The organism is Vibrio sp. 1F279, from assembly GCF_041439815.1.
Taxonomy (GTDB): Bacteria; Pseudomonadota; Gammaproteobacteria; order Enterobacterales; family Vibrionaceae; genus Vibrio; species Vibrio tasmaniensis_A.
Window position 1 is genome coordinate 43,275 of sequence record NZ_JBGOOU010000003.1, and the last position, 20,688, is coordinate 63,962.

Consider the following 20,688-nt stretch of genomic DNA (forward strand, 5'->3'; position numbering starts at 1 on the left):
TTTTCTCTTAGTCCAAAGTGGTAGTGCAGAGTTTAATTGCGGCTAATAATAGCTTAGCGCGAGCCATTTGAGAACATCGTCTGCTTAGTCACAGGTATTTGTTAGGGTATTTTTATGTATCGTTATTGCGATTTGCCGTTAGTTTCGAACTCATTGCTGTGCTCTTTTTGTAAACTATCAGGTAACTGATTGACGTTCCATTGCTGGCAGCCCCACAATAAAACTTTATCCATTGACGCTTCGAAAAGAGCATTCGGGATATCAAAACCTAAGAATCGCATCGCATTGATTAACGTCGGTTTTGGGTTGTCGAGATCTATCGCGGTGGCATGATTTTGTTTTGACAGTTTATTCCCCAAGCCATCGGTTGCCAATGGTAAGTGCAAGTAGCTCACGGTTTTTTGCTTGAGCGTCTTATACAAACTGATTTGTCGACCTGTTGGTTCTATCAGATCTGCACCTCTAACGACTTCTGTTACCCCTTGTTCGATGTCATCAAGGACAACTGCCAAGTTATAGGCAAACAACCCATCTCTGCGTTTGATAATAAAATCTTCTTCAGCCAATGCTTTGGGAATTTGAATCGTGCCGTGACGAACATCATCAAAGGACTCGATGGGAAAGTCCATACACAAGCGCACCGCCTGTTCGCCTGAATCAACCAAACCTTTGTCTCGGCAGTGGCCACTATAAAACCCACCCAAGGACTTTATCTGCTTACGGGTACATTGACAGTAGTAAGCCTGATTGTCAGTGACCCATTGATCAATTTGAGCTTGATATAGGTCATGACGCTGGCTTTGATAAACGACTTCACCGTCCCAATACAGGTGGTAAGCCTCAAGCGTCTTAAGAATGAGGTCTGCAGCGCCAGCCATTTCTCTTGGTGGATCTAGGTCTTCCATACGAACTAACCATTGTCCTTGGTTAGATTTCGCTTGAAAGTAGCTACCAAGAGCAGCAACCAGTGAGCCAAAATGAAGAGGACCTGACGGTGATGGTGCAAAGCGTCCGATATAATTCATAAGTGAAAACCTAATCTTGATGGTACCGCAGTAGCCGATTCTTAAGACGTTTGGCGATTAGTTTATCGCTATCAACAACGATATAAACCGCTTTTTAGAACAAACAAAAAAGGGAGCCAAAGCTCCCTTTCTTTACATCCGCAAGAATTAACCTTGCATCTGTTTCTCTTTGATCTCTGCAAGTGTTTTACAGTCAATACAAAGGTCAGCAGTTGGACGAGCTTCAAGACGACGAATACCAATCTCGACACCGCAAGAGTCGCAGAAGCCGAAATCGTCTTCTTCGATCTTATCTAGTGTCTTCTCAATTTTCTTGATAAGACGGCGCTCACGGTCACGGTTGCGTAACTCTAGGCTGAATTCTTCTTCTTGAGAAGCTCGGTCAACAGGATCTGGAAAATTCGCTGCTTCGTCCTGCATGTGGTGCACAGTACGATCAACTTCTTCCCTGAGCTGGTTGCGCCAAGCTGATAAAATTTTTGTAAAATGTTCCGTTTGCTCAGGTGACATGTACTCTTCACCTGTCTTTGCTTGGTACGGTTCAACACCTGCGATGGCTAGGATGCCTAGCGCTTTTTTCTTAGATTCTGGCATACAGCATCTCCTATTTACACCTAGTCAACTGCAAAGCAGCTAATTTTAAGGCGGGTATCTATAGCAGAAAGAACGAATGGTGGCAAATACTCTTGTTAAAACTTGCAATCAATGTGAATAGTTCAGCATTTTTGCTTAGCTATTGATAAATTCAACAGCTTGTTTTAGTTGTATTTGAGTACTGCTGAGCTCTGCTTTATAGCAAAGCACTTCAACTCCAGCGTCTTGTGCTTGTTTTAGTAATAACGAATATTTGGCGTCTATATGGTGTGCCGCAGACACTTTTTCAATGCCTGAATGTAAAACAGTGAATAAAAGTACGGCTCTACTTCCAGATTCGACCATTTCTGTGAGTTCTCGCAGATGTTTTTGGCCTCTAGTTGTCACTGCATCAGGGAAAAAACCTTGCCCTTCGGTCGACGCTTGTTGTTTAGTTGATATTTGTTGCTTAGTTGACACTTCTTCGTCGAGCAAAGTGACGCTTTTTACTTCGATATAGCAAGGCGGCTTTTCGTTATCTTCAAGCAGAATATCAATGCGACTATTCTCACTGCCATATTTCACTTCGGTTCGTAACGCGTTATAACCTAAGAGTTCAACTATAGTCCCATTTTCAATTGCTTCCACCGCTAGCTGGTTTGCCCGCGCAGTATTTACACAAATACGGTGACCTTTGTCTGTTTCTGAGATCTCCCAGCTGTTTGGGTACTTTCTTTTTGCATTGTCTGACGTTGAGTACCACACCGTATTGCCAGGAGTCGCACATCCTGTCATCGCTCCGGTGTTAGCGCAGTGGATAGTACGCTCGCTGCCGTCTGGAAGTTGGATGTCAGTGAGAAAGCGTTTATAGCGTTTAATAAGAGTCGCTGGCTCTAATGGAGGATTGAAGTGCATATTACTTATTTAGAGAGGTAGGTTTTTATGTACAATGTTGCCAACATTACACCACAAGGTTCACCCATTGCCACAACTGCCCATAGAAGCTGTGATGCCAGATCTGCTCGCTGGCGTACAAACACACACTCAACTTATTCTAAAGGCCGCTCCCGGTGCCGGTAAGTCAACATTCTTCCCTTTACAGTTGGTTAAAACTAATGCTGTTCAAGGCAAAATCATTATGCTTGAACCAAGGCGTTTGGCTGCAAGGAATATTGCTACTTACTTAGCGAGCCAACTAGGAGAGAAAGTGGGAGAGAGCATAGGTTATAGGGTTCGTGGTGAATCTAAAACCAGTAGTGCGACTCGCTTGGAAATCGTGACTGAAGGGATCATGACGAGAATGATCCAAACCGACCCTGAATTGACTGGGGTTGATATGGTGATCTTTGATGAATTTCATGAACGCAGCATTCACGCAGATACTGCATTGGCGTTTAGCTTGGAGATCCAAGATGCGCTGCGTGACGATCTAAAAGTGGTGGTGATGTCGGCAACCTTAGATCAACACGCTCTGCAATCTTTGTTACCTGATGCCAAGTATGTTGAATCGCAAGGCCGAACTTTCCCTGTCGACTTCCGCTATCAGCCATTAGGCTCGAATGAATATTTAGCACCTAAGATGGCCAACGTGATTCGTTCTCTGATGGAGAAAGAATCGGGTTCACTTTTGGCTTTCTTACCGGGTGTCTCGGCGATAAAACAAGTGGAATCACAACTTGGGCAACTTGTCAGTGATATTGACGTGTGTCCGTTGTATGGCCAATTGAGTTTTGAACAGCAGCAGAGAGCGATCGCGCCATCGGTGAAAGGGCGTCGAAAAGTGGTATTAGCCACTAACATTGCGGAAACTTCTTTGACGATTGAGGGGATTCGTTTAGTGGTTGATTCGGGGTTAGAACGAGTTGCAAAGTTTGATTTGAAAACCGGTATTACCAAGCTTGAACAAGTGAAAATTTCGCAGTCTTCTGCTGAGCAAAGAGCGGGTCGTGCTGGGCGAATCGAAGAAAGCTTATGTGTTCGCTTGTACAGCGAAACACAGCTTATGCAGCAACCTGCTGTACCAGAACCTGAAATTCTTCATTCTGATTTGTCTTCGTTGGTGTCTGAATTGACGCAATGGGGCGCTGCGAGTGCTGATGAACTGCAATGGTTAGACGTTCCACCAAAAGCTTCAACAGAACAAGGTAAGCAACTCTTACAAAACCTGGAACTGTTAGACGCTAATGGGCAGTTCACTCCGCTCGGTAAGCAAGCCCAGCGCCTAGGCATTGAGCCGCGTATCGCTAGTATGCTGATCAAAGCTCAGCAAAACAGTCCAGCCTTGTTGAATGTCGCGATTGTTGCTGCCGCTTTACTTGAAGAGCCAGAGCGCAATGTGACGGATATTCAGCATTCGTTGCATCGACTGAAGCAAAGAAAACACTCAAAAAATAGCGTGGTGATGCAGCGAGCGAAAAGTCTCGCCAGCAAACTCAATCATCACTTAGATTTGTCACAAGTTGACGAATCATTGCTACCATTAGTGCTTTGTTTTGCATTCCCAGACCGAATTGCACAAGCGAGAAGTGCGAGCAGCAGTGCTTTTCTTCTGGCGAATGGTCACGGTGCTGAAGTTCGTGATGATGATCCATTGGCGAATAATGACTATATCGTCGTGATTGATTTGATGCGCAGCACAGGGCGAGCCAGTCAAGTTTTCTTAGCTACCGCGGTTGATATTGCGCAGCTAGAAGTTGAATTTCCAAAACTGTTTTTGTGTTCCGATTACGCCGATTGGGATGAGAAACGTGGTCGCTTAGTGGCAGAGCAGCGAGTGTCTTTGGGGAAGTTGATTATCAGCACCAAAGCTTTACCAGAACCCGATGCGAATCAGGCGAGCCAAGCGCTACTCAATTATATCGCTCGCTGCGGACTGGAGCGCTTACATTGGACGTCTTCAGCTAAACAGCTCGTTGAGCGTGTACGCTGCGCACAGCTTTGGATGCCAGAGCATGATTGGCCAGCGATGGATGACGCGAGTTTGATTGAGCATCTTGATGAGTGGCTTTTACCTTATTTGAATGGTATCAAGTCGGCAAAAGGACTGACGAGTATCTCGGTCGAGCAAGCATTGTCCGCTTATCTTGGCTGGCCTCTGAATCAAGAAATAGATCAATGGCTACCGACTAATTACCTGATGCCAACGGGCAGTAAGAAGTCGATTCGATATCAATATCAATCTGAGCCAATGATCTCTGTTCGAATGCAGGAAGTCTTTGGTGAGCAAGATTCCCCCTTGATTGCCCAAGGGCGTAAAAAGGTGGTGCTTGAGTTGCTTTCTCCTGCGCAACGACCACTGCAAATTACTCAGGATTTAGCCGGCTTTTGGGCTGGCGCGTACAAAGAAGTACAAAAAGAGATGAAAGGCCGTTACCCCAAACATCCTTGGCCGGATGACCCTGCTAACCATGTAGCAACCACTAAAACCAAACGACAGTTGAATCGATGATGACCAAAATGTTAACGCCAAAAAAGGCACCACCTAAAAAAGCGCCAGCAAAGAAGTCACCAGCGACGAAAGGCAAGCCTAGAAAGCCAAGAGCAGCAGCGAAAAAGACTAAACCTAAGGCTAAGCCGTCTGGCAAGAGAGGTTGGTTGAAGATTCTGTGGGGCATTTCTTGGAAAGCTGGCTTAGCACTTGCCGCATTGCTGTTGTTCGTCGGTATTTATCTGGATTCAGTGGTTAAGCAGCGTTTTGAAGGTCAGCTTTTTGATCTGCCAACCGTTGTTTATGCTCGTGTGTTGGATCTGTCTCCGGGGACTGCGGTGAGTTTGGTACAGGTTAAGAATAAACTGGATGTACTTAATTACCGTAAAGTGAATTCTCCTCGTCACCCAGGTGAGTACTCTTCTTCTTCAACCAAGATTGAAATGATTCGTCGTCCGTTCGAGTTTGTCGATGGACCGGAAGCGGATCGTCATGTAATGCTGCATTTCAACGGTAACGAGTTAACTCGTATACAGTCGCTAGAGAAGAAAGGCGACATGGGCTATCTACGTGTTGAGCCGAAAATGTTGGGTATGCTTGAAAAAAGTAACGATGAGCAACGCCTGTTCTTAAAACGTAATCAGTTCCCAGAAGTGATGGTTGATGCCTTATTAGCAACTGAAGACCGAAGCTTCTATCAACACGATGGGGTATCGCCATTAGCAATCGCTCGTGCAATGGTCGTTAACGTCAAAGCTGGGCGAACGGTACAGGGTGGTAGTACGCTGACACAACAGCTGGCAAAAAACCTGTTCTTGTCCAGTGAACGTACATTGTGGCGTAAGGTTCGTGAAGCCTACATTGCGCTTATCTTGGACCATCGTTACAGCAAAGACCGTATTCTAGAGGCTTACTTAAACGAGGTTTACCTTGGGCAAAATGGTGGGCAAGCGATTCATGGTTTCGGCTTGGCATCTCGTTTGTATTTCGGTCAACCTATTCAAGAGCTCCGCATCGATCAACTAGCATTGCTGGTGGGTATGGTGAAAGGCCCTTCGTATTACAATCCGGTTCGTTACCCTGAGCGTGCTAAGACTCGACGCGATCTGGTTCTTCGCTTATTGATGCAGCAAGACATATTAACTCCGCGACAATACGAAGAAGCGGCGAGTCGTGATTTGGATATTCAAGACAATCCACGTATTGCTAGTCGTCAGCCAGCTTACTTCCAGCAAGTAAACATTGAGCTTAAGAAGTATGTAGGCGATCGATTTGAAGCGAAAAAAGGGATTCGAGTCTTTACCTCTCTGGATCCCGTTTCTCAAGATAAGCTAGAGAAGTCGATTGCTCGTAAGGTGCCTGAACTGTCAAAAACGGCAGGTAACAAGTTGGAAGCCGCGGCGATTGCTGTCGATAGAAATACCGGAGAAATCCGAGCAATGGTCGGCGGTAAACGCACCGGTTACGATGGCTTTAACCGTGCCTTGAACGCGAGTCGCCCTATTGGTTCTTTGGTTAAGCCAGCCATCTACTTGACCGCATTAGAGCAACCCCAGAAGTACACGTTGGCGACAACATTGAAGGACACGCCACTGAGCTTGAAAGGCAGTAAAGGCAGCGTATGGAGCCCGAGAAACTTCGACCGTAAGTTCCGTGGCGATGTACCCTTGTATGTTGCGCTTTCTAAGTCTTACAACGTACCTACCGTTCGTTTAGGGATGCAGTTAGGCATTGATAGCGTCTCGGATACCATTGGAAAGCTGGGTGTCGATAAAAATGAGATTCGCCCAGTACCGTCGATGTTTTTGGGTTCGTTCTCACTGACTCCGTTCCAAGTTGCTCAAATGTACCAAACCATTACCAACTCTGGTCGCATTGCGCCTTTGTCTGCACTTCGTTCGGTTATTGATAATGATGGCGAAGTTCTGTATCAGTCGATTCCTCGTGTATCACAAAGCGTTGACCAGCAAGCTGCTTGGTTAACAACCTATGCGATGAAGCGTGGTGTATCAGAAGGTACAGGTCGTTTCTTACAAGGTCAGTTTGCATGGGCTGGGTTAGCTGGTAAAACGGGCACAAGTAATGACAGTCGAGACAGTTGGTTTGTTGGTGTTGATGGTCGTGAAGTCACGACGATTTGGTTAGGCCGAGATGATAATAAACCGACTAAGCTAACCGGTTCTAGCGGTGCGTTGCGTGTCTATGCCGATTATCTGAAGCAAAGAACGCCTGAACAACTATTACTGCCTTGGCCAACAGGAATTGCGACCGCTAGCTTTACTCGAACTTCTGAAGGGGCGTTAGAGTTTGACTGTGGTGGTACAGTCAAATTGCCGGTCTGGGATGAAAGTGGCAGCATTAAAAAGGGCTGTGAAAGTCAACCAAAACAGTGGCTAAAGAAGCTTTTTCAGTGGTAAAGTCATAACAGAAAAGAATGACAAGGATAGTTTAGATAATGATTTCTCGTTGGTTAGTGAGTAGCTTGGGTATTGTCGGTACTGTGGTCAGTTTTCAACTGTTTTCCGCTACTGCAGCACAGGTTGATTCATCAGAACATGTTGAACTTAAAGAAGCTCATAAAAGGCCAACCGTTGCTGTCGTTCTTGCTGGTGGTGGGGCAAAAGGTGCAGCTCACATCGGTGTGCTTAAAGCCCTAGAAGAGATGCAAATTCCGGTTGATTACATTACCGGTACCAGCATGGGCGCATACGTTGGTGGTCTTTATGCGACAGGGATGAGCGCCGATGAGATCGAGAGCTTTATTTATACGGTTGATTGGAATCGTGGTTATCGCGATCGCGTTAACCGTAGTGATCGCCGTGTGCGAGACAAAGAATATGAAGACCGTTATCAACTGAATACCGATCTCGGTTTAGGTTGGGGCGAAATCAAAGCCAGAAAAGGTGTGGTTCAAGGTCAGAATATGTTGCGTATTCTGCGCGAGACCACTGGTAATTTATCTCCCCTCGATTCTTTCGACAGCCTCGCTATTCCATATCGCTCTGTCGCAACCGATATTATCGACCTTGAAGAAGTCGTGATCGACCATGGTCACCTTGTTGATGCGATGATGGCGAGTATGTCAGTACCTGGAGCACTTCCTCCTTATGAAGTTGATGGGCGAATGTTGGTCGATGGTGGTGTCACCAATAACATGCCTGTTGATGTTGCTAGAGCGATGGGTGCTGACATAGTTATTGCGATTGATATCAGTACTAACTACAAAAGCAAAGAAGACTTCACTAACTTTTTAGCCGCAGCAGACCAACTCTCTAATTACCTTGTTCAACGCAGCACTCAAGAGCAAGCCGCGACGTTAACAGACGATGATTTTTTCCTACGTCCTGATGTTGGGCAAATGGAGACCACAGAGTTCGATAAAATGCCGACGGCTTATCATGCTGGATACGAAGCAACAAGGCAGTATACGGATCAGCTTTCTAAGTTGGCGCTCTCTAACGCAGACTATCAAAAGTATATCGATCATAAACAGCAAGCTCGAAAGCAGCTAAAACATGGCGACCAGACTGTCGTTGATAGAGTTATTATTAACAACAATACCCACTATTCAGATAAGTTGATCGAAAATCGTTTAAACCTCGATTCTGGTCAGGTTATTAAAACCAGTGAAATCGAATCTAAAGTGAAAGATCTTTATGCTTTAGATCGGTTTGAGTTGGTTACTTAGGAATTTGAAAATGTTGATGGCGAGGATCAACTGCTGGTCGATGTGAACGAAAAATTCTGGGGTCCAAACTACCTCAATTTTCGATTCTTTCTTGAAGATGATTTCTCGACTACCAGCCAGTATTCGCTCGGTGTTTCTGCCAACTTTACTGATATTAACAAACATGGCGCAGAGTTAAGAACCAATCTTGAAATGGGTACTGACAAGCGTATTGAAGCGGAACTCTTCTCTCCATTCTTTTCGAGTCAAAAGTTGTTCACATCTGTGTCTATTGCTTACAGCAACCAGAATCGAAACCTGCCAGCAGGAATTGGCGAGATTGGAGAACCTACACTGGATGCAACCAAAGACTATTTACCAATGTCTTATCAAGAGTATCTGAGTGAATTTGCATTGGGCTATCAACCGACATTGTGGCAAGAGCTGAAATTTGGTGCACGTTATACAGATGGCAGTATTGAGGTGGCATCATTACCTTCACTAGGAAGTGGTGGCTATAAACGTATTGGCGCCTTTGCCAGTTATAGATTGGATACTTTGGATAACTTCAGTCTTCCTACCGAAGGTTATTTTGTCGATTTAGAGTACCTTATCTCTCATGACGATTTTGAGAATGAGAGCTCTAATGGTGGTTCAGATTTCTCTTCTGAGAGTGATACAGTCTTTGAACTTTCGGCCAATTTTATGGCAGCACAAAGCATTGAAAAGCATACTTTAGTCGCAAAGGTTGATTACGGCATCGTAGAAAGTAAAAACTCAGTCTTTCCGATTGATCCGAAAGAGCTAGGAGGGTTCCTTAATCTATCCGGTATTCCAAGAAATAGTTTGATCGGTCAGAACTTAGCTTACACCAGTTTGATCTACCGTTATAAATGGTTTGAAAATGACTTCGGCCTCTTTGAATCACCGTTCTACGTGGGCGCCTCTATTGAACATGGTGGTGTTTGGTCGAACAATGACTTAAAGCTAGATGAAGCACCAATGTATACTGCAGGTTCTGTTTTTGCGGGTGTCGACTCACCCATCGGGCCGATCATATTAGCTTATGGTCGAACCGAAGATAACTTTGATTCGGTGTATCTGATTGTCGGTACTTCCTACAAATAATCATGCGTAGAGTCACCGTTTAACTGCGTAAATAGGCAAAAATAGTGGGACTTTCGTCTTAACTTGCTATGTTGGTCAAAATGATAAGATTTTAATTTAACGTTAAATTTGCTATTCTACCGCCCACAGTTTGGCCTCTATGATGCCGCTCATCAATACAAATTGAATGACAAAAATGGCAATGGAGAGCCAAGTTTCCAAGGATGTTCGCTTCTTAATTTTACTAATAATTATGAAGGTAAGAAGTGAACCGCAATGAGAGGAAAAAAGTCGTGCTTGAAGCCTACCGTAAACACGTCGAAGAACGTGCTGCCGAGGGAGTTGTCCCAAGACCACTAGATGCTGAGCAAGTCGCTGGCCTAGTTGAACTTCTAAAGAATCCACCTCAAGGTGAAGAAGAAATCATTCTTGACCTACTAGAAAACCGCATTCCACCGGGTGTAGATGAAGCTGCTTACGTAAAAGCTGGCTTCCTTACGGCTATCACTAAAGGTGAAGTAGCTTCTCCACTAGTAAGCAAAGCAAAAGCTGCACAACTGCTTGGTACTATGCAAGGTGGTTACAACATCGAGTCTCTAGTGTCTCTGCTAGACGATGCTGAGCTTGCTCCAATCGCAGTTAAAGCCCTGTCTCATACTCTACTGATGTTCGATGCGTTTTACGATGTAGAAGATAAAGCGAAAGCAGGTAATGCTTCAGCACAACAAGTACTTCAATCTTGGGCTGATGCTGAATGGTTTACAGCGAAAAATAAAGTAGCGGAAAAGATCACCGTTAAAGTATTTAAAGTTACCGGTGAAACTAACACTGATGACTTATCACCAGCGCCTGATGCATGGTCACGTCCTGATATCCCAGTGCACGCGAAAGCGATGCTGAAGATGGAACGTGATGGCATTACTCCTGATGAACAGGGTAGCGTTGGTCCAATCAATCAAATTGAAGAAATGCAAAAAGACGGCATTCCACTGGCTTACGTTGGTGATGTTGTTGGTACAGGTTCTTCACGTAAATCGGCAACAAACTCAGTACTTTGGTTCATGGGTGAAGATATCCCATTCGTACCAAACAAGCGTACTGGCGGTGTTTGTCTGGGTGGTAAAATTGCACCAATCTTCTACAACACAATGGAAGATTCAGGTGCACTACCCATTGAACTGAACGTACAAGACATGAACATGGGCGATGTCATTGATATCTACCCGTACGAAGGTGTTGTTCACAAGAACGGTTCTGTGATTTCAAACTTTGAGCTAAGCAAAGTACTTCTTGATGAAGTGCGTGCTGGTGGCCGTATTCCACTGATCATTGGTCGTGGCCTAACGGGTCGTGCTCGTGATGCTCTAGGCCTAGCTGAAACCGATCTGTTTGCTAAACCAATCGATCCTTCTGCTTCTGATAAAGGCTACACATTAGCTCAGAAGATGGTAGGTAAAGCGTGTGGCGTTGAAGGTGTGCGTGCGGGTCAGTACTGCGAACCTAAAATGACAACGGTAGGTTCTCAAGATACTACGGGTCCTATGACGCGTGATGAGCTGAAAGATCTGGCTTGTCTTGGTTTCTCTGCGGATCTTGTGATGCAGTCTTTCTGTCACACATCTGCATACCCGAAACCAGTTGATGTAAACACTCACCATACACTGCCTGATTTCATCATGAACCGTGCAGGTGTTTCACTTCGTCCGGGTGATGGTGTTATCCACTCATGGTTAAACCGTATGCTTCTTCCTGATACTGTAGGTACAGGTGGTGACTCGCATACTCGTTTCCCTCTAGGTATTTCATTCCCTGCTGGTTCTGGTTTGGTAGCATTTGCTGCGGCAACAGGCGTTATGCCTCTTGATATGCCTGAATCTATCTTGGTTCGCTTTAAAGGCGAAATGCAACCGGGTATCACACTACGTGACCTAGTACATGCAATTCCGCTTTACGGTATCAAGCAAGGTCTACTAACGGTAGAGAAAGCAGGAAAGATCAATGAGTTCTCTGGTCGTGTACTAGAAATTGAAGGTGTTGAGCACCTGTCTGTTGAGCAAGCATTTGAACTTTCAGATGCATCTGCTGAGCGTTCTGCGGCTGGTTGTACGGTTAAGCTATCTCAAGAGTCTATCGATGAGTACCTGAACTCGAATATCGTTATGCTTAAGTGGATGATCGCTGAAGGTTACGGTGATGTTCGTACGATTGAGCGTCGTATTACCGCAATGGAAGAGTGGTTAGCGAACCCTGAGTTGCTATCTGCTGATTCAGATGCGGAATACGCACACGTTATCGAGATTGATCTTGCTGACATCGATCAACCAATCCTATGTGCACCAAACGATCCAGATGATGCTCGTCTTCTTTCTGACGTTCAAGGCACTGAGATTCAAGAAGTGTTCATCGGTTCTTGTATGACCAACATCGGTCACTTCCGTGCTGCAGGTAAGATGCTAGAAGAGTTTAATGGCTCTTTAAATACTCGCCTATGGGTTGCTCCGCCAACTAAGATGGATAAAGACCAACTGACAGAAGAAGGTTACTACGGCATCTTCGGTCGTGCTGGGGTTCGTATTGAAACTCCGGGTTGTTCATTATGTATGGGTAACCAAGCTCGTGTTGCTGATGCTTCGACGGTTATGTCTACGTCTACTCGTAACTTCCCGAACCGTTTAGGTAATGGCGCGAACGTTTATCTGGCTTCTGCTGAGCTTTCTGCTGTTGGCGCGATTCTAGGTCGTATCCCAACGAAAGAAGAGTACTTAGAGTACGCTGAGAAGATTAATGCAACGGCTGCTGATACATACCGTTACCTGAACTTCCATAAAATGGGTCAGTACACGGAAAAAGCAGACACGATTATCTTCCAAGAACCAGCTTAATCGTTGACTGAGTAAGATACAGACAGAACGCCTTCTATTCGTAGAAGGCGTTTTTTTATGTCTGAATGCTGGACAACGAGCGACTCGATCTCTTGATGACTTCGCTATATACTCTCGCCTCATTTTTTACCCTATCTGTCATTAGTGCACGGAGCCTTTATGGAATTTGAATTTACACGAAACACTTTAATGGGCGAGTACTATGTAAAGTGCAGCATGGGTCATGAAATTGTTGGCCGCTGGCTTCAAGAAGAGATCGGGAAAGATAAGCAGAAACTGGATCATGTGATGGCGTTGATTGAGCAATCTCGACAAGATCTGAGCAATGAAGTGACGCTACTAGGCAAAGAGATCAGCCTAGCGATCAATGAAGACGACGTAACGATTCAAGAAAATGTGCTAGGGCACGAACAAGAGATGGAAGAGGGCAGTGAGTTCGATTTCTATAATTGTGAAAGCGAAGCAAGCTGCGGAATTGACGATTTCGAGTTGCTCATCGAACGTTGGATTGATTTTTTAGGTTACTAGTTGCTAATGATTTTGCATCGTGAAAGTTTCGTTGCCCAAAACTAGAGCAACGACAATGCAGCGCATTAAGATAGTGAAAAGGCCGCACCATATTGGTGCGGCCTTTTTCATTTCTAAAACGGTATTGTTTCCATTTTATTTAAAATCAACAACTTAAATTTCTGGCACGCTACTTGGATTGTAATAAGAGTATTAACGGATTAAGTGAAGAATTTAAGGAAAGAATATGAAATTAATAAATGCCATTGTAAAGCCGTTCAAATTAGACGATGTACGCGAAGCGCTCTCTGATGTGGGTATTGAAGGTATGACGGTTTCTGAAGTGAAAGGCTTTGGTCGTCAGAAGGGGCACACTGAATTGTATCGTGGTGCAGAGTACCAGGTGGACTTCCTACCAAAGGTAAAGCTAGAGATTGCAACCCAAGCTGAAAATGTTGACCGAGTTGTTGAAGCGATTAGCCAAGCGGCGCACACCGGAAAAATCGGCGATGGCAAAATTTTTGTGTATGACCTAAGCCAAGCCGTACGAATTCGTACCGGTGAAATGGATGCTGAAGCACTTTAAAGAATTACAAGGACTGGAGACTTTAATATGGAACTTACAACAACAGTAATGGAACTACGTTACGCACTAGACACTTTTTTCTTCCTCATTTCAGGTGCGTTGGTCATGTGGATGGCTGCAGGCTTCGCGATGTTAGAAGCTGGCCTTGTTCGTTCGAAGAACACCACAGAAATTTTAACTAAGAACATTTGTTTGTACGCGATTGCTTGTACGACTTTCTTAGTCGTTGGTTACAACATTATGTATGTCGATAACGGCGAAGGTGGCTGGTTACCGTCATTTGGTACTCTGATTGGTACTCAAGGTGAAGGTGCAGACCACTCATTAGAATCAGACTTCTTCTTCCAAGTCGTTTTCGTTGCAACAGCAATGTCTGTGGTATCAGGTGCGGTTGCTGAGCGAATGAAACTTTGGTCATTCCTTATCTTCTCTGTCGTGCTAACAGCATTCATCTACCCAATGGAAGGTTACTGGACTTGGGGCGGTGGTTTCCTATCAGAAGCGGGTTTCAGTGACTTTGCTGGTTCAGGTATCGTACACATGGCTGGTGCTTCAGCAGCGTTAGCGGGTGTGCTTCTACTGGGCGCTCGTAAAGGTAAATATGGTAAGAACGGTGAAATCTACCCGATTCCAGGTTCAAACATGCCGTTAGCAACGCTAGGTACATTTATCCTTTGGTTTGGTTGGTTCGGTTTCAACGGCGGTTCTCAACTTATGGTTTCTGACTTTGAGAACGCGACAGCAGTAGGTCAAATCTTCCTTAACACCAACGCAGCAGCTGCAGCAGGTGCGATTGCAGCACTACTAGTATGTAAAACAACTTGGGGTAAAGCAGACCTAACAATGATTCTTAACGGTGCGTTAGCGGGCCTAGTAGCAATCACTGCAGACCCTCTATCACCATCACCTCTATTTGCTGTAGCGATTGGTTCTGTATCTGGTGCATTGGTTGTATTCAGCATCATCGCTCTAGACAAAGCTAAGATTGATGATCCAGTAGGTGCTATATCGGTACACGGTGTGTGTGGTTTCTTCGGTCTAATGGCTGTACCACTAAGCAATGCTGATGCAACGTTTGGTGCTCAACTATTGGGTGCAGCAGTAATCTTTGCATGGGTATTCGGTGCTAGCCTAGCGGTATGGGCAGTGCTTAAAGCAACAATCGGTATCCGAGTAACTGAAGATGAAGAACTTGAAGGTATGGACATGCACGATTGTGGTGTCGGTGCTTATCCAGAGTTTGTGTCTGTAAAATAGAACACTATGTATTAATTCATAATTTACAAATATTTACATATTACCCACTTGAAACCTGCTCTCATGAGCAGGTTTTTTTGTGCTCTATCATTGAAATTAATATTTTAATAAATATAATAACGCAACTGATATAGATTATCATTTCGATATAAAGGATTTTACCAATGAAAAAATTGCTAACTCTTTCAGCTCTAGCATGTAGCGCAATCGCACCAACGGCTGCAATCGCTGCTGAAGAAGTAAACGTATACTCTTACCGTCAACCTTTCCTTGTTGAACCTATGTTTGATGAGTTCACAAAAGAGACTGGTATCGAGGTGAATGTTAAGTTTGCTAAGAAAGGTTTAGCAGAGAAGCTAGCTCAAGAGGGCGAATACAGCCCAGCAGATGTGGTATTAACTGTTGATATCAGCCGCCTATCTGAGCTAACTGAAAAAGGTTTAGTTCAAGCTGTAGAAAGTGATGTTCTAGAAAAGAATATCCCAGCTCAGTACCAAGACACAGCTAACGAGTGGTTCGCTCTAACAACTCGTACACGTAGTGTTTACTCTTCTCGTGACCGTGTTGGTCGTCTAGGTGAAGATTTCACTTACGCTGATCTAGCTAAGCCAGAATTCAAAGGTAAAATCTGTACACGTAGCGGTAAGCACCCATACAACGTTTCTCTAGTATCTTCGATGATTGCTCACAAAGGTGAAGCTGAAACGAAAGAATGGCTAGAAGGCGTAAAAGCAAACCTAGCACGTAAGCCTCAAGGTAATGACCGTGCACAAGTTAAAGCGATCAAAGAAGGTCTATGTGACGTTTCTCTTGGTAACAGCTACTACCTAGGTAAGATGGTTAACGATAAAGAGCAAAAAGCTTGGGCTGACGCTGTTTATCTTAACTTCCCTAACCAAGAGACAACAGGTACTCACGTAAATATCTCTGGTATGGCAATGGCTAAATTCTCTCCAAATAAAGAGAACGCAGTTAAGCTAATGGAATTCCTATCTGGTGACGTGGCGCAAGGCATGTACGCAGAAGTGAACTACGAATACCCAGTGAAAGCTGATGTTAAACCTTCAGAGCTTGTTGCTTCTTGGGGGGAATTCAAAGCTGATACAATTTCTCTAGATCAGATTGCTGACCACCACGCAGCTGCAATCAAGCTACTAGACGAAGTTAAGTTCGATCTATAATTTTTTACTGTAGGCTTCGGCCCAAGTAAAATGACAGCCTCAAGTCGCCATTTCGGTAACTTGGGGTTGTTTTGTTTTGGAAAATCACTTTTTGATACAAAGCTCCCCGTTAATCCCCAGAGTTATGAGCATCTCACCTTGAAGTCATTACAGTATATGGGTATAAATAACCCCCCATTAAAAGGATATGAGATGTATTTGCAAATGCATTTGTGTTTCATTAAGCCTCGTTGTAGTTAGGCGATGAAAGAAAAGAATTATTTATGGAACACCAGTAGCTGCATCATTGCTGTATTGCTGGTTTTACCGATTTTAGCGATTTTTACGACTGCTGTTGGAGAAACAGATGAGCTGTTTTCTCATCTTATGTCCACAGTAATGCCCACCTATACTTATAATACGGTGGTTTTAGTCATAGGAACCTTATTCCTGTCCTTGGCTTTTGGTATTCCGTCAGCTTGGATTATGGCAATGTGCCGTGTTCCAGGAGAGCGCGTTTTACAGTGGGCATTAGTGCTGCCATTAGCAATGCCAGGCTATATTGTCGGGTATATCTTTACCGATTGGTTCGACTTTGCTGGTCCGGTTCAAATTCTGCTACGAGATTTAACAGGCTGGGGGCCCGGAGAGTACTGGTTCCCAGACATTAGAACCTTGTTCGGAGCTATTATTGTTCTGTCACTTGTTCTCTACCCCTATGTTTATTTGCTATGCCGCGCGGCTTTTATGGAGCAAAACGTCTCCTTATTGCAATCCGCTCGGTTGTTAAAGTGTTCACCTTGGGAAAGCTTTCGTCGTATTTCCTTGCCGCTTGTTCGTCCATCAATGGCGGTCGGGCTATCACTGGTTGCAATGGAAACCATTGGTGACTTTGGTACCGTAAGTTACTTTGCAGTCAATACCTTAACGACTGCGGTTTACGATACTTGGTTAGGTTACTCAAGCTTAACGGCTGCTGCGAAAATATCGGCGATTATGCTGATTATCGTGATCCTACTATTGAGTTCAGAGCGCTATAGCCGTCGCAAACAGAAATTATTCCAGAATCAATTCAGTAGTCGTGAAGATTTTCGTTACGACCTTTCCGGTTGGAAGAAGTGGTTAGCATTGTTTTGGTGTTGGGGGTTGGTGTGTGTCGCATTCTTGTTCCCTCTTGCCCAGTTAATGATTTATGCCTACAAATATTTTGCTCAAAGCTGGACCCCTGAATTTAGAGAGTATGCCGTTAATAGCCTTTATGTTTCGGTAGTTGCTGCAATTATTGGTGTCGTTATTGCTTTGATTGTGAACTTCAATCAACGTGTTAGCCCAAGTAAGAAAAATCAGGCTTATATGCGTATCGCTTCCATGGGCTATGCCGTTCCAGGCACCGTGTTAGCGATTGGCGTGATGGTACCGGTGTTGTTTATGGATCACTTGGTTAATGACATCGCTAAAGTGATGGAGTGGGGACGACCTGGTTTGATCTTCTCTGGTTCCATGTTTGCGCTTATCTTTGCAATGGTCGTGCGTTTTTCTGCAGTGGCGATCGGCAGTATCGAAAGTAGCTTGAGTAAAGTATCTCCTTCATTGGATATGGCTTCTAAAACCATGGGCTGTAATACCAACCAGATGTTACGTCGTGTTCATTTACCTTTGATTAAACGCGGCGCGTTGATCGCAGGTTTACTGGTGTTTATCGAATCAATGAAAGAGCTAAATGCGGCATTGCTGTTACGTCCTTTCAACTTCGAAACATTGGCGACCTATGTTTATAACTATGCCTCAGATGAGCACCTAGAGTTGGCGGCAATGCCTGCTGTATTATTGGTGTTGGTGGGTTTAATTCCTCTGATCATCGTAAACCGTTCCTTGGAGCAGAAACACTAATGAGTTGTGCATTATCAATTAAAGATCTGACTTGTAAGTACGAGTCCCAAACTATTTTGGAATCTCTTTCTTTAGAAGTTGAGCATGGTGAAATTGTTTGTCTGCTTGGTGCCAGTGGTTGTGGTAAGACTACGCTGCTTAAAGCGATTGCCGGCCTGCTTCCATTGAGTAGTGGTATCATGAGCTTGAACTGTCAAACCATCGACGATGGAGACAACTGGTTACCACCTGAGCAGAGAAACATCGGAATGATTTTTCAAGATTACGCCCTGTTTCCGCACTTGACGGTAAACCAGAATATCTGCTTTGGCCTCAAAGGTCTTTCTGAACAGCAAAAGAAAGAGAAAGTTCAAGAGATGTTGGAGCTAGTTCACTTAGATGAATTCGGTGACCGATACCCACATCAACTTTCTGGTGGTCAACAGCAGCGCGTAGCGATTGCTCGTTCTTTAGCGTACAAGCCAGACTTATTGTTATTGGATGAACCCTTCTCAAATATTGATACTCAAGTTCGCCATGAGTTGATCTCTCAGATTCGTAAAATATTTAAAAAGCAGGGTGTTACTGCTATTTTTGTAACGCACAGCCGTGAAGAAGCATTCGCTTTTTCAGATGAAATGGCGGTAATGAACCATGGTGTGATTGAGCAATATGGTTCAGCATCTGAGTTGTACTTCCACCCATCGAGTAAGTTTGTTGCTGATTTCTTAGGTGGTGGTAGCTACTTGAATGCACAGCGTATTTCAGATAATGAATTTGAAACGAGCTTGGGTCTGATAGAAGCGAAAGCACAAACTCAAATCGAAGTGGGAGCGGAATGTGCGTTGTTACTAAGACCACAGCATATAGTGGCGAGTCATGATGTCGACAGTAACCTGTCAGTGTTGGAACAACAATTTATGGGCGACCACTGTCGTTATGTGATTGAAGCTAACGGTCAGAAACTGTTAGCAACGTCTTCTGAGGCTCTAGGTGTTGGTATGCCTGTTACCGTCAAAGTAGATACCAAAGGTGTATTGGCGTTTTAATGATACGCAGTAAGTATCGTTTTGCCGAAAAGTAAAATGCATTCGTAAAAAAGCCCAGTACCTTGATACAGAGTACTGGGCAAGAGTTCTTCACCTATAGGCTTTAACAAGGCAGTGGTTTGTTAAGTCCCATTCAAAACTGCTGCACTCTATAAGTCTATAGAGAGAGGAAGTCTTTCACTTTTTGAAGAACACGTTCTGCAGTGTCTTTATCTTCCATTTCTGCGAAGATTCGCAGTAACGGCTCTGTTCCTGAGAAACGAGCGATCACCCAGCCGCCATTCTTGAAGTACACCTTGGCACCATCTTCATAGCTAACTTTTTCAATTTCGTATTCAAATTCAGGCAGTTGTTTCTCTACGTAAATCTTGGTGTAGAGGGCTTCTTTCTCTGAAGGCTTAAACTGGCAATCTCCTTCTGCCGTATAGGCATAGCCATACTTAGAGTAGATTTCATCAAGTAACTCAGATAGTTTTTTGCCTGTTACACTGATCATCTCAACCAGTAAGCTTGAAGCAAATACGCCATCCTTACCTTTGATGTGACCTCGAATGGTTAAACCGCCCGAGCTTTCACCACCAATCAGTGAATCATCCGCTTCCATTTGAGAGCTGATATGCTTAAAGCCTACAGGAACCTCAAAGCTCTTCTCACCATGATCTGCCGCTACTCTGTCGAGTAGATGCGTGGTGGCGATGTTACGAACGACAGAGCCCTTCCAGCCTTTGTATTCCAGTAAGTAGTAGTAAAGTAGGAGTAGCACTTCGTTAGGGTGAATGAAGTGACCTTTCTCATCAATGATGCCTAAACGGTCGGCATCGCCATCAGTACCAATACCAATGTCATATCCTTCTGCTGCCACCAAGTGCTTCAAGCGATAGAGCGTAGCGGCATTCGGAGAAGGCATTAGGCCACCGAAATCTGGGTTCTTACCATCGTTGATTACATCGACATCACAGCGACCGTTGATCAGTACTGTTTGCAGAGCATTTTTTGCAACACCAAACATTGGATCAATCAGTACGCGCAGGTTGGCTTTCTTAATCGAATCGATATCGATGAAGTTGATGATTGAATCAACAAAGTCGTTCATCGGGTTGATGATCTCGATTTCTTTGTCGTTTAACGCTTGTTCGAAATCGACTCGTATAACATCTTCGTTGGTCAGTGTTGCGATTTGCTGTTCGATCTTCTCTGTGATGATCTCGTCAGCATCGCGTCCACCTTCAATGAACACCTTTATGCCGTTATAGTCCGCAGGGTTGTGAGAAGCGGTAATACACGCAGAGTAAATACATCCCATCTCTTTTGCTTGGAACATCACGATAGGTGTTGGAACGAACTTATCAATGAAGCTTACTTTGATGTTGTTCGCCGCAAGTACTTCTGCAAACCAGCATGCCGCTTTATCTGAAAGGAAGCGACGGTCATAGCCGATAACGAATCCATTCTTGGCTGCATCTTCATTATTGATGATGTTAGCGAGCGCTTGCGCTACAAGGCGAACATTGTCTCTGGTGAACTCTTCACCAATGAAAGCGCGCCAGCCACCTGTACCAAATTTAATCATTAGAAAATC

13 protein-coding genes and 1 pseudogene are annotated in these 20,688 nt (G+C 44.4%); 10 read left to right on the top strand and 4 right to left on the bottom strand.

Going from position 1 to position 20,688, the window contains the following annotated elements; genetic code table 11:
- Positions 1-122: 122 nt before the first annotated feature.
- The 3 genes from gluQRS to sfsA form a co-directional block, all read right to left on the bottom strand.
- Positions 123-1,025, bottom strand: a complete 903-nt coding sequence (gluQRS, locus tag ACED60_RS03320) for a tRNA glutamyl-Q(34) synthetase GluQRS (RefSeq protein ID WP_371726933.1) — start codon at positions 1,023-1,025, stop codon at positions 123-125.
- 147 nt (positions 1,026-1,172) lie between these two features.
- Positions 1,173-1,619, bottom strand: coding sequence for an RNA polymerase-binding protein DksA (dksA, locus tag ACED60_RS03325; RefSeq protein WP_009847581.1), 447 nt, complete (start codon positions 1,617-1,619; stop codon positions 1,173-1,175).
- Positions 1,620-1,754: 135 nt separating this feature from the next.
- On the bottom strand, positions 1,755-2,513 hold the full coding sequence (sfsA, locus tag ACED60_RS03330) for a DNA/RNA nuclease SfsA (protein WP_009847580.1): 759 nt from the start codon (positions 2,511-2,513) through the stop codon (positions 1,755-1,757).
- Between the two features lie 34 nt (positions 2,514-2,547).
- Between sfsA and hrpB the strand changes: the two genes are divergently transcribed.
- The 10 genes and pseudogenes from hrpB (at position 2,548) to ACED60_RS03380 (ending at position 19,109) form a co-directional block, all read left to right on the top strand.
- Positions 2,548-5,046 carry an ATP-dependent helicase HrpB gene (gene hrpB / locus ACED60_RS03335; protein ID WP_371726934.1) on the top strand — a complete coding sequence of 833 codons (2,499 nt, stop codon included), beginning with the start codon at positions 2,548-2,550 and terminating at the stop codon, positions 5,044-5,046.
- On the top strand, positions 5,043-7,442 hold the full coding sequence (gene mrcB / locus ACED60_RS03340) for a penicillin-binding protein 1B (RefSeq protein WP_371726935.1): 2,400 nt from the start codon (positions 5,043-5,045) through the stop codon (positions 7,440-7,442). Before hrpB ends, mrcB begins: the two co-directional genes overlap by 4 nt.
- A gap of 38 nt (positions 7,443-7,480) precedes the next feature.
- Positions 7,481-9,820 (top strand): annotated as a pseudogene (locus ACED60_RS03345) (patatin-like phospholipase family protein).
- A gap of 272 nt (positions 9,821-10,092) precedes the next feature.
- Positions 10,093-12,681, top strand: a complete 2,589-nt coding sequence (gene acnB, locus ACED60_RS03350) for a bifunctional aconitate hydratase 2/2-methylisocitrate dehydratase (protein WP_371726936.1) — start codon at positions 10,093-10,095, stop codon at positions 12,679-12,681.
- A 159-nt stretch (positions 12,682-12,840) separates the two neighbouring features.
- A complete protein-coding gene (locus tag ACED60_RS03355) occupies positions 12,841-13,209 on the top strand; it encodes a YacL family protein (protein WP_029223087.1) in 369 nt (122 codons plus the stop codon).
- 226 nt (positions 13,210-13,435) lie between these two features.
- Positions 13,436-13,774: a P-II family nitrogen regulator gene (gene glnK, locus ACED60_RS03360; RefSeq protein WP_004738200.1), complete on the top strand. Its 339-nt coding sequence runs from the start codon at positions 13,436-13,438 to the stop codon at positions 13,772-13,774.
- A 27-nt stretch (positions 13,775-13,801) separates the two neighbouring features.
- The gene (locus ACED60_RS03365; RefSeq protein WP_122045983.1) at positions 13,802-15,031 is read left to right on the top strand and encodes an ammonium transporter; all 1,230 of its coding nucleotides are present in this window, start codon (positions 13,802-13,804) and stop codon (positions 15,029-15,031) included.
- Between the two features lie 164 nt (positions 15,032-15,195).
- Positions 15,196-16,212 (top strand): Fe(3+) ABC transporter substrate-binding protein, encoded by a 1,017-nt coding sequence (locus ACED60_RS03370; protein ID WP_012604721.1) that lies wholly within the window; start codon positions 15,196-15,198, stop codon positions 16,210-16,212.
- 243 nt (positions 16,213-16,455) lie between these two features.
- On the top strand, positions 16,456-18,081 hold the full coding sequence (locus tag ACED60_RS03375; protein ID WP_017103853.1) for an iron ABC transporter permease: 1,626 nt from the start codon (positions 16,456-16,458) through the stop codon (positions 18,079-18,081).
- On the top strand, positions 18,081-19,109 hold the full coding sequence (locus ACED60_RS03380; RefSeq protein WP_371726937.1) for an ABC transporter ATP-binding protein: 1,029 nt from the start codon (positions 18,081-18,083) through the stop codon (positions 19,107-19,109). The genes ACED60_RS03375 and ACED60_RS03380 overlap by 1 nt, the downstream gene beginning before the upstream one ends.
- A gap of 157 nt (positions 19,110-19,266) precedes the next feature.
- On the opposite strand, the gene ACED60_RS03385 is transcribed toward ACED60_RS03380, so the two are convergent.
- Positions 19,267-20,679 (bottom strand): phosphoglucomutase/phosphomannomutase family protein, encoded by a 1,413-nt coding sequence (locus ACED60_RS03385; protein WP_135384173.1) that lies wholly within the window; start codon positions 20,677-20,679, stop codon positions 19,267-19,269.
- Positions 20,680-20,688: the final 9 nt, after the last annotated feature.